14 protein-coding genes are annotated in these 14,980 nt (G+C 68.0%); 9 read left to right on the top strand and 5 right to left on the bottom strand.

Annotation, left to right across the window (positions count from 1 at the left end):
- Positions 1-148 precede the first annotated feature (148 nt).
- The 5 genes from OHB24_RS15060 (at position 149) to OHB24_RS15040 (ending at position 5,845) form a co-directional block, all read left to right on the top strand.
- Entirely contained in the window at positions 149-577 is a 429-nt protein-coding gene (locus OHB24_RS15060) for a hypothetical protein (protein ID WP_327639631.1), read from the top strand.
- Positions 574-2,703 (top strand): bifunctional polysaccharide deacetylase/glycosyltransferase family 2 protein, encoded by a 2,130-nt coding sequence (locus tag OHB24_RS15055; RefSeq protein ID WP_327639630.1) that lies wholly within the window; start codon positions 574-576, stop codon positions 2,701-2,703. The genes OHB24_RS15060 and OHB24_RS15055 overlap by 4 nt, the downstream gene beginning before the upstream one ends.
- 35 nt (positions 2,704-2,738) lie before the next feature.
- Positions 2,739-3,497, top strand: coding sequence for a S1 family peptidase (locus OHB24_RS15050; protein ID WP_327639629.1), 759 nt, complete (start codon positions 2,739-2,741; stop codon positions 3,495-3,497).
- A 114-nt stretch (positions 3,498-3,611) separates the two neighbouring features.
- The gene (locus tag OHB24_RS15045) at positions 3,612-5,192 is read left to right on the top strand and encodes a flavin monoamine oxidase family protein (RefSeq protein WP_327639628.1); all 1,581 of its coding nucleotides are present in this window, start codon (positions 3,612-3,614) and stop codon (positions 5,190-5,192) included.
- Complete coding sequence (locus OHB24_RS15040; protein WP_327639627.1) at positions 5,189-5,845, top strand: Rid family hydrolase; 657 nt, start codon at positions 5,189-5,191, stop codon at positions 5,843-5,845. Before OHB24_RS15045 ends, OHB24_RS15040 begins: the two co-directional genes overlap by 4 nt.
- A 21-nt stretch (positions 5,846-5,866) precedes the next feature.
- Here OHB24_RS15040 and OHB24_RS15035 read toward each other — a convergent pair whose 3' ends face one another.
- A complete protein-coding gene (locus OHB24_RS15035) occupies positions 5,867-6,088 on the bottom strand; it encodes a hypothetical protein (RefSeq protein WP_327639626.1) in 222 nt (73 codons plus the stop codon).
- Positions 6,089-6,150: 62 nt separating this feature from the next.
- Between OHB24_RS15035 and OHB24_RS15030 the strand changes: the two genes are divergently transcribed.
- The 4 genes from OHB24_RS15030 to OHB24_RS15015 all read left to right on the top strand — a co-directional run bounded on the left by OHB24_RS15030 (position 6,151) and on the right by OHB24_RS15015 (position 10,814).
- Positions 6,151-6,519 carry a cupin domain-containing protein gene (locus OHB24_RS15030; RefSeq protein WP_130388645.1) on the top strand — a complete coding sequence of 123 codons (369 nt, stop codon included), beginning with the start codon at positions 6,151-6,153 and terminating at the stop codon, positions 6,517-6,519.
- Positions 6,520-6,528: 9 nt separating this feature from the next.
- Positions 6,529-7,833: a hypothetical protein gene (locus OHB24_RS15025; RefSeq protein ID WP_327639625.1), complete on the top strand. Its 1,305-nt coding sequence runs from the start codon at positions 6,529-6,531 to the stop codon at positions 7,831-7,833.
- 69 nt (positions 7,834-7,902) lie between these two features.
- Entirely contained in the window at positions 7,903-9,666 is a 1,764-nt protein-coding gene (locus tag OHB24_RS15020; protein WP_327639624.1) for a hypothetical protein, read from the top strand.
- Positions 9,667-9,674: 8 nt separating this feature from the next.
- Positions 9,675-10,814, top strand: coding sequence for a DegT/DnrJ/EryC1/StrS family aminotransferase (locus OHB24_RS15015; protein ID WP_327639623.1), 1,140 nt, complete (start codon positions 9,675-9,677; stop codon positions 10,812-10,814).
- Positions 10,815-11,333: 519 nt separating this feature from the next.
- Here the strand turns inward: OHB24_RS15015 and OHB24_RS15010 are convergent.
- Genes OHB24_RS15010 through OHB24_RS14995 form a run of 4 tightly spaced genes read right to left on the bottom strand, consistent with a single transcriptional unit; the run spans position 11,334 to position 14,979 of the window.
- Positions 11,334-12,119, bottom strand: a complete 786-nt coding sequence (locus tag OHB24_RS15010; RefSeq protein WP_327639622.1) for an ABC transporter ATP-binding protein — start codon at positions 12,117-12,119, stop codon at positions 11,334-11,336.
- The gene (locus OHB24_RS15005) at positions 12,112-13,089 is read right to left on the bottom strand and encodes an ABC transporter ATP-binding protein (RefSeq protein ID WP_327639621.1); all 978 of its coding nucleotides are present in this window, start codon (positions 13,087-13,089) and stop codon (positions 12,112-12,114) included. Before OHB24_RS15005 ends, OHB24_RS15010 begins: the two co-directional genes overlap by 8 nt.
- Positions 13,086-14,015, bottom strand: coding sequence for an ABC transporter permease (locus tag OHB24_RS15000; protein ID WP_327639620.1), 930 nt, complete (start codon positions 14,013-14,015; stop codon positions 13,086-13,088). The genes OHB24_RS15005 and OHB24_RS15000 overlap by 4 nt, the downstream gene beginning before the upstream one ends.
- Positions 14,002-14,979 carry an ABC transporter permease gene (locus OHB24_RS14995; protein ID WP_327639618.1) on the bottom strand — a complete coding sequence of 326 codons (978 nt, stop codon included), beginning with the start codon at positions 14,977-14,979 and terminating at the stop codon, positions 14,002-14,004. Before OHB24_RS14995 ends, OHB24_RS15000 begins: the two co-directional genes overlap by 14 nt.
- Position 14,980: the final 1 nt, after the last annotated feature.

Below are 14,980 nucleotides of genomic sequence, written 5' to 3'. Positions count from 1 at the left end.
TCTGACTCGATTCGGCTAAGCTCTCGCGCTTGTGAAGCCGCATTCCGCCCGGCGGCCGGTCTTCCTGGACTCGACCGGGCGTCGCCGTCGCACCATCCGCAGAACTGGCGCCTTCCTCGCTGTACCTACCGTCGGTTACCTCGTCCTCATGGCCAGTAGTCTTCTCGGCGGGCCGCGGATGGACACGCCGCTCATCCCGCTTCCCGAGGCGGCCAAGCCCAAGCACCGGCCGACCGCTCCGCCGGCCGAAATCGCCATCGAAACGGCCCGACCGACGAACACGTCCAGTACGCCGGGTGACGGGCCGAACTCCACCGCGCAGACGCCGTCGACGACCCCCACCGACGTACCGACGTCCGGACCGACGACCGTCCCGACGAGCATCCCGCCGGTGACTCCGGTGCCGCCGCCGACCGTCGTACCGACGACTGCTCCGACGACGACCGCGACCACACCGCCCGGCCGGACGAACTCGCCGACGACCGCTACCCCCACACCGACGGCGACGACCACCACGACGCACGGCAACAAGCCAACCGCTCCGCCCGGTAAGACCAAGACGCCGACCGCCCCGTGAGCAGACCGGTCGCGCGCCGAGCCAAGCAGGTCCCGCTCCGAACCCATTGGATCGTGCTGACCATGCTGCTGGTCTGCCTGGCCAGCATGCTTTTGCTCAACGGCTACACGCACCACATGTTCGGTACGGCGCCCGACGGCGCGGTCCAGCCGACCGGTGGATCCGGAACGGTCCCGCGGCAGATCGTCACCGGCGGACCGGTCATCGACGCCGGTGACGGCACTCCCAGATCCGTGTCACCGAAGGCCCGCACCATCGCGCTCACCTTCGACGACGGCCCCGATCCGGTCTGGACTCCCAAGATCCTGGACCTACTGCGGGCACAGAAGGTGCACGCGACGTTCTTCGTCGTGGGTACCGCGGTCGCCGCGCACCCCGATCTGGCCCGCCGGATCGTGGCCGAAGGTCACCAGATCGCAGTGCACAGCTTCACTCACGCGAACCTGTCGACCGCCTCCTCCTGGCGACGCTCGCTGGAGCTCAAGCAGAGCCAACTGATCCTCGCCGGTGCCACAGGCGTCAGTACGACGCTGCTCCGGCCGCCGTACTCCTCCGAGCCGAGCGCCCTGACCGACCGCGACTGGAAGGCACTCCAGGAGACCCGTGAAGCTGGGTACCTGGCAGTGCTGACCAGCCAGGACAGTGAGGACTGGCGTAAGCCCGGGACCGCACAGGTCATTGCCAACTCGATGCCGCGCAGCACAGCCGGACAGGTGCTGCTGATGCACGACGCCGGCGGTGACCGCAGCCAGACCGTCGAGGCACTGAGCAAACTGCTCCCCCGGCTGAAGGCCCGCGGCTTCCGGTTCGCTACGGTCAGCGACTCGGTCGGTCTGCCGGACCCCACCCGTAAGGCGAGTGTGCTGGACCGCGGTCGCGGTCTCGCAGTGATCTGGGTGATGCGGATCAGCGACGCCGTGATGGCCCTGATCGGCTGGCTGCTGTACGCCGCCGGCGCGCTGAGCGTGCTGCGCGCGATCACCACGGTCATCGCGGCCAGACGGCACGTGAAGATGCGTGGCTGGAGCTACGGACCCCCGGTGACAGAACCGGTCAGTGTCATCGTTCCGGCGTACAACGAGAGTGCAGGTATCGAGGCCGCGATCCGCTCCCTTGTGGCGTCGGACCACCCGCTGGAGGTCATCGTCGTCGACGACGGGTCGACGGACGGTACGGCGGACCTTGTCGAAGCACTGCACATCCCCGGGGTCCGCGTGATCCGCCAGGCCAACGCGGGCAAGCCGATCGCGCTGAACACCGGACTGCGCGCGGCGCGGTTCGAGCTCATCGTGATGGTCGACGGCGACACCGTGTTCGAGCCGGACGCGGTCCGCAAGCTCATCCAGCCGTTCGGGCACCCTTCCGTCGGAGCGGTGTCGGGCAACGCAAAGGTGGGCAACCGGCGCGGTCTGCTCGGTCGCTGGCAGCACATCGAGTACGTGATCGGGTTCAACCTGGACCGCCGGTTGTTCGACCTCGCCGAGTGCATGCCCACCGTGCCTGGTGCTGTCGGAGCGTTCCGCCGTACGGCGCTGGAGCGGATCGGCGGACTGAGTGACGTGACGCTGGCCGAGGACACCGACCTGACGATGGCACTGTGCCGGGACGGGTGGCGGGTGGTCTACGAGGAGAGTGCGGTGGCGTGGACCGAGGCGCCGGCGTCACTGGGTGCACTGTGGCGGCAGCGGTACCGCTGGTGCTACGGGACGCTCCAAGCCATGTGGAAGCACCGCGGGGCGATGGTGCAGGGAGGTCGAGCCGGGAAGTTCGGCCGTCGGGGTCTGACCTACCTCATGCTCTTCCAGGTGCTGCTGCCACTGCTGGCACCTGTAGTGGACGTGTTCGCGATCTACGGCCTGGTGTTCCTCAACCCGGTCCGGGTGCTGGCGGTCTGGGGCGGCTTCGTCGTACTGCAGGTGGCCATGGGCTTCTACGCGTTCCGGCTGGACGGGGAGCGGGCCGGGCCGCTGTGGACGCTGCCGTTGCAGCAGTTCGTCTACCGGCAGCTGATGTACCTGGTGGTCATCCAGTCGGTCTTCACCGCACTGGCCGGCACGAGACTCCGCTGGCAGCGCATGGAGCGCTACGGGAGCCTCCAAGCGCCCGTACGCCCGGAGGTTCGCTAACCTACTGCGATCGTTGTCGCACGTAGGGTGATGGAATGCTGAAGCGGGCTGTACTTCTTGTCGGGGTTCTGCTGGTTGTCACGGCAGGCGCGAAGCCGGTGGTCGTCGGGGGAACGGTGGCGAGCACGACCGAGGCGCCGTGGGCGATCGCCTTGAACAACACACAGTCCATGTCATCGAGCGGCCGGTACTGCGGAGCCGCCCTGGTGGCACCGAACAAGATCGTGACGGCCGCACACTGCATCGACGAGCCGGTGTCGACGTACTACGCGGTCCAGGGGCGGGCGGACCTCGCGGACGGCTCGGTCGGGCGGGTGTCGGCGATCAGCAAGGCATGGGTCCACCCGGGCTACAACACGAAGGACCACAGGTACGACGTTGCGGTGCTGACGTTGGCGAAGCCGTTCATCGGCGTACCGGTACTGCCGCTGGAGACCCGTGCGCGAGCCGACCGGACCGGTGCCGTGCCGACTGTCTACGGCTGGGGTGACACACAGGACACCGGGCCGGACGAGACCCTGCAGAAGGCCGCCGTACCGGACCTCGGCGACAAGACCTGCCTGGGCGTCAAGAGCTACGTCTCCAACGGGTACGCCGCTGCGACCAACGTCTGCGCCGGCTACCTCGCGGGCGGCACCGACGCGTGCCAGGGCGACTCCGGCGGTCCACTCGTCCTGAACGGCCGACTGCTCGGCGTCGTCTCCTGGGGCCAGGGCTGCGCCCAACCCGGCAAGCCCGGCGTCTACACGGAGATCGCGGGCGCGGCGAAGGCGATGCTCCAACAGGTTCGTTAACCCGAAACATACCTGTCAGTACGAGCGTCAATACGTTACGGTCCTGTCACGCACCGAAAACACCATGTCCTTACCTTTCTGGTCAGCTACCCAGTTGCCCAGTGAGGAGAAGGTATGGCGCAAACACGTCGTCAATTCCTGCAGCAGGTCGGAATCACCGGTGGAGCGGGCGTGCTCTACTCCACCATGTCGGCGCTCGGCCTCACGGGCGTCGCGGAGACTCCCGCGTACGCCGCTCCGTCGCGGGCCGATCTCAACGGCCGCGGCGCCAAGCACGTGGTCGTCCTCGGCGCCGGGATCGCCGGACTCACGTCGGCGTACGAACTCCTGAAGGCCGGCTACAAGGTCACCCTGCTCGAGGCCCGCCAGCGCCCGGGCGGCCGTAACTGGACCGTTCGCGGCGGCACCGTCGAGACGGATCTGGCCGGCAACACCCAGCGCGCAACGTTCTCACCCGGTCAGTACATGAACGCCGGGCCGGCGCGGCTGCCGCAGCACCACGTGACGCTCGACTACTGCCGCGAGCTCGGCGTCGCGATCGAGCCGTTCGTCAACCAGAACGCGGATGCGTATCTCTACCGCGAAGGCACGACAAGCCTGTCGAACAAGGCGATCCGGCACCGCACCGCCAAGGCCGACGTGTACGGCTACGTCGCCGAACTGCTCGCCACAGCTGCCGATCAGGGCGCGCTCGACGCCATGCTGACCGCGACCGACAAGGAGGCGCTGATCGGATTCCTGAGCAGCTTCGGCTCGATCGGGAACAAGGCCTCCGGGTTCGCCTACACCGGGACCGACGGCCGTCGCGGTTACACGATCGACCCAGGCGCCGGAATGGAGGGCGGTACGACGGCCGCGCCGTACGCACTCGGTGACGTCTTCGCCAGCGGTGTCGGCAACTACTTCTCGTTCGAGTTCGGCTGGGACCAGGCAGTGATGATGTTCCAGCCGGTCGGCGGGATGGACCGGATCCCGTACGCGTTCGAGCGGGCCGTCGGTAAGGACAAGATCCGGTACGGCGCCGAGGTGACCGGGCTGACCAACACCGGCAACGGTGTCCAGGTCACCTACAAGACCGGGTCGCGGACCAAGATGATCACCGCGGACTTCGCGATCTGCACGCTGCCGCCGCACCTGGCCGCGAAGGTCCCGTCCAACCTTCCCGCGCCGATCGTCGAGGCACTCAAGTACGCCCGCCCGACGAACGCGGGCAAGATCGGCATCGAGTACGGCCGCCGCTGGTGGGAGGAGGACCACCGGATCTACGGCGGCATCACCAACAGCAGCCTCGACACGGTGAACACCTGGTACCCGTCGTCCGGGTTCCACGGCGACCGCGGCACGGTGATCGGCTACTACAACACCGGCGCCAACGCCAACACGTACGGCGCTCTGACACCGGCGGCCCGGCTGCAGCGCGCGCTGATGCAAGGCGCCAAGATGCACGGTGACGTCTACACGAAGGACGTGAAGGCGTCGTTCTCGGTGAACTGGACGGGCACCAAGTACTCCGAGGCGTCCTGGGTCAGTTGGCCGTCGCAGACCGACGGGATCTATGCCCGGCTGCTCGATGCCACCGGCAACATCTACTTCGCCGGCGACCATCTGTCGCACGCCATCGCCTGGCAGCACGGTGCGATGGTGTCCGCCCGCGCGGCCGTGACCGCGCTGCACAGCAGGGTGGCGAGCCGATGAAGCGCACCTCGTGGATTGCAGGCTCCGTCGCGTTGGTCGTGTCGTTCACCGCCGGTGCCGGTACGGCGGTCGGCTGGTGGGACCGGCCGAAGCCGCCGAAACCCGGCACCGTCGTCCCCGCCCTACCCGCCGGGCAGTCCAACCCGATGATCGCGAGCGGTGTCGGGATCGGCGCCAACACCCCCGTCTACAAGACGAGTGGGCTCGGGCCGTCGGCGCTCAACACCGGCGCCCCGGCCGGGTCCGAGGCGTCGTACATCGACACCGCGATCTTCCCGGGCGGGACGTTACCCGCGGGCGTCACCATCACCGAGGCCCAAGGGATCAACGCACTCCGGCGGATCGGCGAGAACCTCGCGGCCGCCGGGCTGTCCTACGCCGACGTCTACACGATGCGGGTCTTCCTGCAGAACCCGGCCGGCGCGACGGTCGCCGACTTCGCCGGGTGGAACCGCGCGTACCGCCAGTACTTCGCGAACACCGACCTCACCACCGGCGCGTACGTCCCCGTCCCCCTCGGTACGGCGGCGCCCGCGAAACCGTTCGTGGTCAACAAGGCGCGCCCGTCCCGCTTCGCCCTGGAGATCGAGAACCTCCCGGTCGGCGGCTGGCTCGTCGAGGTAGAAGTCGACGCGGCCTACCCGCGGAACTGACCCTGGAGGGCTGACGCCCGCTTACAGGACCGCGCCTCGGGGCGCGATTTCGATGGCGGCGACTCCGCGGGAGTACAGCACGAGTTCCCGGTCCCCATGTCTGCACCGCAGCATTCCGGTATCACTCGCAAGTGCTGTGACGGCGTGCTGAACAGTCACGTCGTCCGCCGCCCCGGGTTCCTCGTACTCGACATCCAGGTGGTCGCCGCTGGTCAGCCGGATCCGCAACACAATCCTCGCCATAACCGAACCCTACGCGCCGCCCCTGATAGCCGGAGCGACTCGCGCAGAGGCAGACTGTTTCCATGAGTGAGCCGGTCCGTGTGATCAAGGCTGGTGACCTGGTCGCCGCCGACCCGACAGCCGGCATGCTCCGGATGCGAGCCTTCGAGCTCCCGATCCTGTGGGCCGGCCAGGTCATCACGCAGCCCGGCGCGATCTCCGGCTGGCACCACCACGACCGGAACGAGAGCAGTCTTTACATCGTGTCAGGGGTACTGCGGCTCGAGTTCGAGGGCACCGACGAGTACCTCGACGCGGTCGCCGGCGACTTCGTGCACGTACCGGCCTTCACCGTGCACCGCGAGAGCAACCCCACCGACGACCCGTCCCTGGCGATCATCGCCCGGGCGGGTGGCGGCATCCCGACGGTCAACGTCGACCCACCCCGTTAACCTGACGGAGTGGCGACCCACGAACAGGTGACGGTCGGCGTTGTCGGCGCCGAGCAGATCGTGCACCGGATCATCAACCTGGCCCGCGAGCTGGACAACCCCGGCCTGCGACTGGTCACCTCCCAGTACGCCGACGAGCACGACGCGCACGAACAGGCCGCCCGGATCGCGTCCCGGGTCGACTCCTTCCTGTTCGCGGGCCCGCTGCCGTATGACGTAGCGGTCGCGGGCGGCCTGCCGGTACCGGCGACGTACGTGCCGAGCGGCGGACCCGCGTTGTTCTCGACCCTGCTTCGTGGCGTGCTCGAGAAGGTCTTCGATCCGGCCCGGATCAGCGTCGACACGATGTCGCGGCGCGATCTCACGCACGTCTACGAAGAGATCGGCCTGAGCGCGTCCGGCGTACGGCTGAAGGAGTACACCGGCCCGGAGTCGGCCGAGACGTTTCTCGACTTCCACCGCACCCTGCACGAGCGCGGCCGGACCACCGGGGCGGTGACGACGGTGCCGACCGTCGACGTGGCGCTGCGCAAGGCCGGCGTACCGACCCTGCGGATGACGCCGTCGTCGATGACGATCCGGCAGGCGCTGACCACGGCGATCCTGATGGGCAGCGGCGCCAAGCTCGAGGAGTCCCGGATCGTCACGATGATCGTCCGGGTGCCCGCCGCGTCGCTGCCGGCGCATGCGAGCGCCAGCGCGTACTGGTACCAGGAGTTGCGGCTGTCGCTGCACCGCGAACTGCTGCGCGACGCCCGGCCGATGGACGCGGCGGTGGTGCCGCGTGACGAGCACAGTTTCCTGATCGTCACGACGATGGGCTCGTTGCGGCTGGCAACCGACAACCTGTCGATGGCGCCGTTCCTGGACCGGATCTCCGAGGAGCTGGGGATCCGGCTCGAGGTCGGCATCGGGCTCGGTACGTCGACCCGCGAGGCGGAGGTGAACGCGCAGTCCGCCGTCGACAAGGCCGCTGGTGGCGGCACCGCGTTCGTGGTCGGGCCGCACGGCTTCGTACTGCAGGTCCCGGGTGAGCGCACGCGTGCCGCCGAACGCCCGGTGCAGACGGACTCGCGCGGGCTCCAGATCCTGGCCACGCTGGCCGAGCAACTGGAGAACGCGAACGACACCGAGCGGATCGTCGACGCGGAAAAGGTCGCCGAACTCCTCGGCGTCACACTGCGCACAGCCCGCCGAACACTGAGCACGCTGGTCGACGAAGGCCTGGCCTGGCCGATGCCCCCACCCCGCTCGAGCAAGCTCGGCCGACCACCACGCCCGTACCAGCTGCTGGTCGAGAAGATCCCGCGTTAGTTATTACGGTCGTCCATAACAGCTATTTAGGTCTTGCCGAAGAAGGACGCCTGGGGCAGGGTTGGTCGCGTGCCAGAACCCCTTGATGCAGTCGCAGTAGTGGACAGCCGGGCGGCGACCGAGCGGGCCCACCAGGCGGATCAGGACGCCTGGTGGGCCTACCTGGCCGAGGTGCTCGGACACCTGCGGCTCCCCTATCGGTCGATCTCCCCCAGCGAAGCGCCCGGCGACGCATCCGTGCTGGTCTACGCGACCACTCCTGACGACTCCGCCGACGGTCTCGAGCAGTGGGTGCGCGAAGGTGGCGTGCTGATCCTCGTCGGCGATCCCGGTCCGCTCTCCGCGCTCGCGGGTGTATCGGCGGGCGACAGCGTCCCGGACGGCCACGTCGTACTGTCCGAAACCCCCGTTTGGTCCTCCCGCCCATCGGTCGCACTGCATGCCGTCGGCGGTCATCGACTCACAGGCCAGGATGTCGAGACACTCGCCCGCTGGCAGGACGACGACGCGGCCGCGGTCACCCTCCGGCGGCTCGACGCGGGCGTCGTGCTGACGTACGGCGTCGACCTCTGGCAGACCATCGTCCGGATCCAGCAGGGGTACGCCGTCACCGCCGACGGTGCACCGGCCGCCGACGGCACCGCACCGATCGACGACGGCGTCCTCAAGTGCGAGGACGGGATGGTGCTCAGCTTCGAGCAGGACCGGGCGATGCCACCGGGTGAGCCGGAGCTGCTCCCGACGTACGAGCACACCTATCCGCCGCCGAGCGCCGTACCGATGTTCGACCAGCCGCAGGCCGACTGGTGGTGCTCGTTGTTCGCGCAGAGCCTGTGGTGGGGCACTTCAGAGGCCGGCGCGTCGGTGCCTTGGCTCTGGTACTGGCCGGCGGGCGTCGACGCCGTCGCACACATGTCGCACGATTCCGACCAGAACGTCGAGGAACACGGTCAGGCGGCGATCGATGCGTTCGCCGAGGCCGACGTACAGGTCACGTGGTGCCATGTGTTCCCGGGCGGATATTCCCCCGAGCTCTATGAGGCGATCACCGCGGCCGGGCACGAGAACGCCCTGCATTACAACGCGATGGGCGACGCGGACCTCGCGGTCTGGGGTTGGCCGTTCATGCGGGCTCAGTACGCGTGGGCGCAGGCCGTGACCGGGACCGAGCAGATCGTCTCGAACAAGAACCACTACACCCGCTGGGAGGGCTGGACCGAGTTCTACACCTGGTGCGAACGGCTCGGCATCCAGATCGACGAATCGCGCGGGCCCAGTAAACAAGGTGATGTGGGCTTCACGTTCGGCGCCTCGCACGTCTCGTTCCCGATGGCACCGGTTGCTGAGAACAACCGGATGTACGACGTCCTCAACCTGCCGCTGCACACCCAGGATCTCGCTTGGGCCGGGCACGCCTCCGTTCGGGACGTGATCCTGGACGGCGCGCAGTCGGTGCACGGCGTTGCGCACTTCCTGTTCCACGGTCCGCACCTGCACCTGCGGCCGCCGACCCGGGCGGCGTGTATCGAGCTCGCCGCGGAGGCCCGACGGCGTGGGATGCCATGGTGGACGGCCTCTCGGATCAACGGCTGGGAGCGCAGCAGGCGTGGAGTCGTGCTGTCGGTCGAGCCGCACCCGGACGGTCTCGCCGTACGAGCTGAGGCCTTGGAGGCGGTGCCTGGCGCTGCGGTGCTGATCGCCGTACCCAGTGCTACGCCTGTTGTGAAAGAGGGCAAGGGTTCGGCCCAGGCGGTGGTACGGCTCGGCCGGACCTTCGTCGAACTGACCACGGATATCGTTGCCGGAGACAACAGATGGGTGATCACACCATGATGTCTGGTATGCCGGAGTGGCCGGAGTACGGCGATGAAGAGGCGAAGGCCCTGCTGGAGGTGCTGAACTCGGGGAAGTGGGGTAGCACCAGTGGGGATGTCGTCGCCACGTTCCAGGAGGAGTTCGCGGAGTACCAGCAGGCGGGGCATGCGATCTGCCTCGCCAACGGGACGCTGGCGATCGCGGTGGCGCTGCGGGCCGCCGGTGTCGGTATTGGCGACGAGGTGATCGTTCCGCCGTACACGTTCATCGCGACCGCCTCCGCGGCGCTGTTCGTGGGTGCGGTGCCGGTCTTCGCCGACGTGGATCTGGATACGCATCTCCTCGACCCGGTTGCGGCCGAGGCTGCGATCACCGAGCGGACCAAGGCGATCGTCGTCGTGCACCTCGCGGGTCGGCCGGCGGACATGGACGCCTTCAACGCGCTCGGCGCCAAGCACGGGCTGACGATCATCGAGGACGCGGCCCAGGCGCACGGGGCGGCGTACAAGGGCCGGTCGGTCGGCGCGATCGGTGATCTTGGCACGTTCAGCTTCCAGAGCAGCAAGAACATCACCGCCGGCGAGGGCGGCGCCGTACTCACCGACTCCGCGGAGTTGGCGGGCTCGGTGTACTCGCTGGTGAACGTCGGCCGGGTGCCGGGCGGTGGCTGGTACCAGCACGAGGCGGTCGGGTACAACCTGCGGCTGACCGAGTTCCAGGCGGCGATTCTGCGGGTCCAGCTGCGGCGTCACCCGCGCCTGCAGGAACTGCGCGAACGTAACGCGCGACTACTGACGGACCTGCTGTCCGACGTCGACGGCATCCAACTCGCCCCGGAGGACCCGGCGATCACCGCACACGGCCGCCACCTGTTCATGCTCCGAGTCCCCGGCCGCCGCGACGCCGTACTCCAGTCCCTCGCCGCCGCGGGCATCACCCGAGCATCCAGCGGCTACGTCCCCCTCCACCGCAACACCGCCGTACTCCAAGAAGCCAAAGCAATCACCACCCGCCTAGGCCAGCCCTACCCCGAGACGGCCTGCCCGAACGCCGACCAAGTCTCCACCGACACCATCTGGCTCCCCCAGCCCTACCTACTAACCACAGAACCCCAAACCCAAGCCCTAGCCACCACCCTCACCAACGCGATCACCACCGCCAGCTAGCTCGGCTCGACGGTGGTGGAGACAGCCCCCGGTGACTGGAGACATGCAATAGCCAGTCCCCAGTAACCGTTCCCTATCCCCAGTCCCGATCACCGACGCCAGCGCCTGTCTCGACCAGTGACTGTCGGGTGGTGCGACCATCTGCGGGCTACAAACCGCCACCGAGCCAGAGAACCGTGACCTGGGGAGGATTACCTACCCAGAACGGGCAGAAACCCTCCCCACCCCGAGCCCGATCACGCCGGCCCGAAGAGCCGTCCAGGTACAGATCCGGCCCGTTGTAGACGGCGGCCTACCGGCACGCGCACGAGCCGAGTCACCGCGATCTGCCCAAGTCATCATGCTGCCTTAGCCGTCGCTCGCGGGCGGTAGCCCGCAACTCGTCGGCGGCAGCCGACAGCTCCCGGCGCCAGCCGGAAACGGATACTCCGGCGCTAAGCCGGGGGTGGTGGGAGCGCGCGTAGCTGGCGTGACGAGGAGCGGAGCGACGAGGAACGACTGCGTAGCACGCGGGGGCTTCTACAAGTCTGAGGCCTGGCGGATGGGGAGTACGGCGGTGAGGAGTTGTTTGGTGTAGTCGTCTTGGGGGGCGCGGAAGAGGGCCTCGGTGGTGCTCTCCTCGACTACGCGGCCTTTGTTCATGACTGCTACGCGGTCGGCGAGGCGTTCTACTACTGCGAGGTTGTGGGAGATGAACAGGAACGACAGGCCCAGGCGGTCGCGTAGGTCGGTGAAGAGTTCGAGGATCTGGGCCTGGATCGAGACGTCCAGGGACGAGGTCGGCTCGTCGCAGACCAACAGGTCGGGTTCGAGGGCCAGCGCGCGGGCGATCGCGATACGTTGCTGCTGACCGCCGGAGAACTGCCGGGGGTACAGCTCCGCGTGACCGGTGTTGATGCCGACCAGGTCAAGCAGTTCGAGCGCCTTGGTACGCCGGGACTCCTTGTCACCCCGTTCGTGCAGACGCAATGGCTCCATCACGTTGCCGATAGCGCTGAAATGCGGCAGCAGCGAGCCGTACGGGTTCTGGAACACCATCTGCATCCGCGGCCGCAACATCCGCAGCTCACGAGCCGGCAGCTTGCTCAGGTCCTGTCCGTCGAACTCGACCCGCCCCGACGTCGGGGCCTGCAGGCCCATCATCAGCCGCGCCATCGTGGACTTGCCACTGCCGCTTTCGCCAACCAGGCCGAGCGTCTCGCCGCGATGCACCGTCAGCGAGACGTCGTCGACTGCGCGGACCTCCCCGGCACGGCTCCGGAAGACCTTCGTCACGGACTCGGCACGGACCAGTTCGTCAGGCATCGACGGCCACCTTCCAGCACGCGGCATCCCGACCGGGACCGATCGTCAGAATCTCTTGCTCCGTTCCGCACCTGGGCAGTTCGGCCTGCGCACACCGCGGATGGAACGGACAGCCCTCAGGACGATGGGACAGGTCGGGCGGACTCCCCGGGATCGGCCGCAACGGCAGGTCGCGACCGCCGACCTCGACCCCGGACCCGAGCAGGCCGACGCTGTACGGATGACGCGGATCGTCGAGCAACCGTCCCATCGGCGCCCGCTCGACCACGCGACCGGCGTACATGACCACCGCGTCGTCGCAGAAGTAGCGGGCGACACCGAGGTCGTGGGTGATCATGATGACGCCGGTGCCGCGGTTCTTCAGCTCCGCCAGCAGGTCGAGGATCTGCCGCTGCACAGTCACGTCGACGGCGGTCGTCGGCTCGTCGGCGATCAGTAGCGCGGGCTCCGTCACCATCGCCATCGCGATCATCGCCCGCTGCCGCATGCCACCGGACAGCTGGAACGGGTACGTGCGGATCCGCTTCTCCGGGTCGGGGATACCGACATCGCCAAGCGCCCGAACCGCACGTTTGCGCGCTTCGGCCTTGTTGCAGATCCCGTGCCAGAGCAGGTGTTCGGTGAGCTGGCGCTCCAACGTCAGCGTCGGGTTCATCGCCTCCATCGCGCTCTGGAACACCATCGCGATGTCGCGGCCGCGAACCTTCCGCAGCTCCTTGTCGCCGATCGCCAACAGGTCCCGGCCGCCGAACAGCGCCTGTCCACCGGTGATCCGCGCGGTCCGCGGCAGGATGCCCATCACACTGCGCATCGTGACGCTCTTGCCGCTACCGCTCTCGCCGACGATCGCCAGCGCCTGGCCACGTCGTACGTCGAACGACACGCCGTCGACCGCCGTCAGCGGCTCGGCGCCATCGCGCCGGAACGTCGTCCGCAACTCGCGAACGGACAGCAACGCATCTTCGCTCATCGCTGCTCTCCACTTGGATCGAATGCATCCCGTACGCCGTCGCCGATCCACGTGAACGCCAGCAGGGTAAGGGCGAACAGGACTGCCGGCGCGACGAGCATGTGCGGCGCCGCCAGCAGGTACCGGCTGCCCTCACTGATCATCGCGCCCCAGGACGGAGTCGGCGGCTGTACGCCGAGACCTAGCAGCGCCAGCCCTGCCTCGGCGGCGATCGCGGCTGGGATCGCGAAGCTGGTGGTGACCAGGATCGGCCCGATCGCGTTCGGCAGGATGTACCGGATCGCGATCGTGCTGCCCTTGGCGCCCATCGACCGGGCGGCCTCGACGTACTCGCGTTCCTTCAGCGTCATCACCTGGGCCCGGACCAGCCGCGCCTGGGTGACCCACGACGCGATCCCGATCGCGACCACCAGCGCGAAGATGCTGCGCCCGAGCACGGTGACCATCACGACCGCGAACAGGTAGCTGGGGAACGCGTACATCACGTCGGTGAATGCCATCAGCAACGATTCGACCCGGCCGCCGAGATAGCCCGCGAGCAGCCCGATCGCCAACGCCAGAACGAGTGCCGTCAACTCAGCACCGAACGCCACGGTCAACGCCGTCTGCAGACCGTAGATCAGCCGACTGAGGATGTCCCGCCCGAGCAGGTCTGTGCCGAGCAGGTGCCCCGGTGAACCGGGTCCCGCCAGCTTGTGCTGGATGTCGGTTTCCTCATAGCCGTACGGCGCGATCAGCGGCGCCGCGATCGCCGTGAGGATCAGCAACGCGCAGAAGATCAGGCTGCCGAAAGCCAGCCGGTGCTTGCGAAACCGGGACCATGCGCGCGCCCAGGGACCGCGCGCCGTCGTTCCGCGTTCGATCGGCTCCGGTTCGCCGGTACTCATGGTGCCGACCACGGCCTCGACGCCCTCAGTGGCCGTCATGGGACCCACCTCCCACGGTACGGATTCGGGGATCGAGGAGCCCGTAGATCAGGTCCACGACCAGGTTGGTCACCATCAGGATCAGCGCGAAGAACATCGCCGTACCCATCAGCAACGGCATGTCCCGGCTGGCCGCCGCGTTCGCGAAGTACAACCCGAGACCGGGGATCCGGAGCAGTGCCTCGACGAACACCGTGCCGGTCATCAGCGCTGCCAGCAGCGGCCCGGCCACGGTGACGAGCGGAATGAGCGAGTTGCGCAGCGCGTGCCGGATGATGACGGTCCGCCGCGGACCGCCCTTGGCCAGCGCCGCGGTGACGTACTCCTCGCGGAGGGTCTCCAACATGCTTGATCGCACGTACCGCGCCAACACCGCGGCCGGGCCGAGGCTGAGCGCGAGCACCGGCAGGATCAGGTCCTCCGGGCCGTTCCAGCCGCCGGACGGCAACAGCTTCAGGGTCGCGGAGAACAACAGGATCATGAACGCCGCAGTCAGATAACTCGGCAAGGCGTGCCCGAGAGTAACGGCGAACATCGTCGCGTGGTCGGACTTGGTGTTCTGCCGCAACGCCGCGAACACCCCGATCGGTACGGCGATCAGCAGCGCGAGCAGAACCGCTAGCAGCGCTAGCGTCGCCGACACCGGGAACGCCTCCGAGATGATGTCCTGGACGTTGCGGCTGGCGTACTTGTACGACGGCCCGAAGTCCCAGACGACAGCGCCCTTCATGAAGATCAGGTACTGCTTCCAGACCGGTACGTCGGCGCCGTACCGGGACTCGAGCTCGCCGACCATCGACTCGGTGCCGACGCCGCCGAAGTTCGTGGCGCCGCTGTTCACCCGCTGCAGATCGGCGAAGTTGCCGGGCGCGAGCTGCAGCAGGGTGAACGTCAGGATCGAGACCGCGATCAACGACAGGACCAGGCGCACCGCGCGCTTGCCGATGTAGCGGGCGAGGCCCACG

This window comes from Kribbella sp. NBC_00482 (assembly GCF_036013725.1).
In the GTDB taxonomy this organism is placed as follows: Bacteria; Actinomycetota; Actinomycetes; order Propionibacteriales; family Kribbellaceae; genus Kribbella.
Note: the sequence above shows the minus strand (reverse complement) of the source record. Positions and strands in the feature narration are given on the sequence as shown.

Bases quoted from the DNA above. Each gene is read 5' to 3' on its own strand.
- OHB24_RS15040 (WP_327639627.1), top strand. From the start codon at position 5,189: ATGAAGCGCACCTCGTGGATTGCAGGCTCCGTCGCGTTGGTCGTGTCG.
- OHB24_RS15005 (WP_327639621.1), bottom strand. From the start codon at position 13,089: ATGAGCGAAGATGCGTTGCTGTCCGTTCGCGAGTTGCGGACGACGTTC.
- OHB24_RS15050 (WP_327639629.1), top strand. From the start codon at position 2,739: ATGCTGAAGCGGGCTGTACTTCTTGTCGGGGTTCTGCTGGTTGTCACG.
- OHB24_RS15030 (WP_130388645.1), top strand. From the start codon at position 6,151: ATGAGTGAGCCGGTCCGTGTGATCAAGGCTGGTGACCTGGTCGCCGCC.
- OHB24_RS15045 (WP_327639628.1), top strand. From the start codon at position 3,612: ATGGCGCAAACACGTCGTCAATTCCTGCAGCAGGTCGGAATCACCGGT.
- OHB24_RS15000 (WP_327639620.1), bottom strand. From the start codon at position 14,015: ATGACGGCCACTGAGGGCGTCGAGGCCGTGGTCGGCACCATGAGTACC.
- OHB24_RS15035 (WP_327639626.1), bottom strand. From the start codon at position 6,088: ATGGCGAGGATTGTGTTGCGGATCCGGCTGACCAGCGGCGACCACCTG.
- OHB24_RS15015 (WP_327639623.1), top strand. From the start codon at position 9,675: ATGCCGGAGTGGCCGGAGTACGGCGATGAAGAGGCGAAGGCCCTGCTG.
- OHB24_RS15010 (WP_327639622.1), bottom strand. From the start codon at position 12,119: ATGCCTGACGAACTGGTCCGTGCCGAGTCCGTGACGAAGGTCTTCCGG.
- OHB24_RS15060 (WP_327639631.1), top strand. From the start codon at position 149: ATGGCCAGTAGTCTTCTCGGCGGGCCGCGGATGGACACGCCGCTCATC.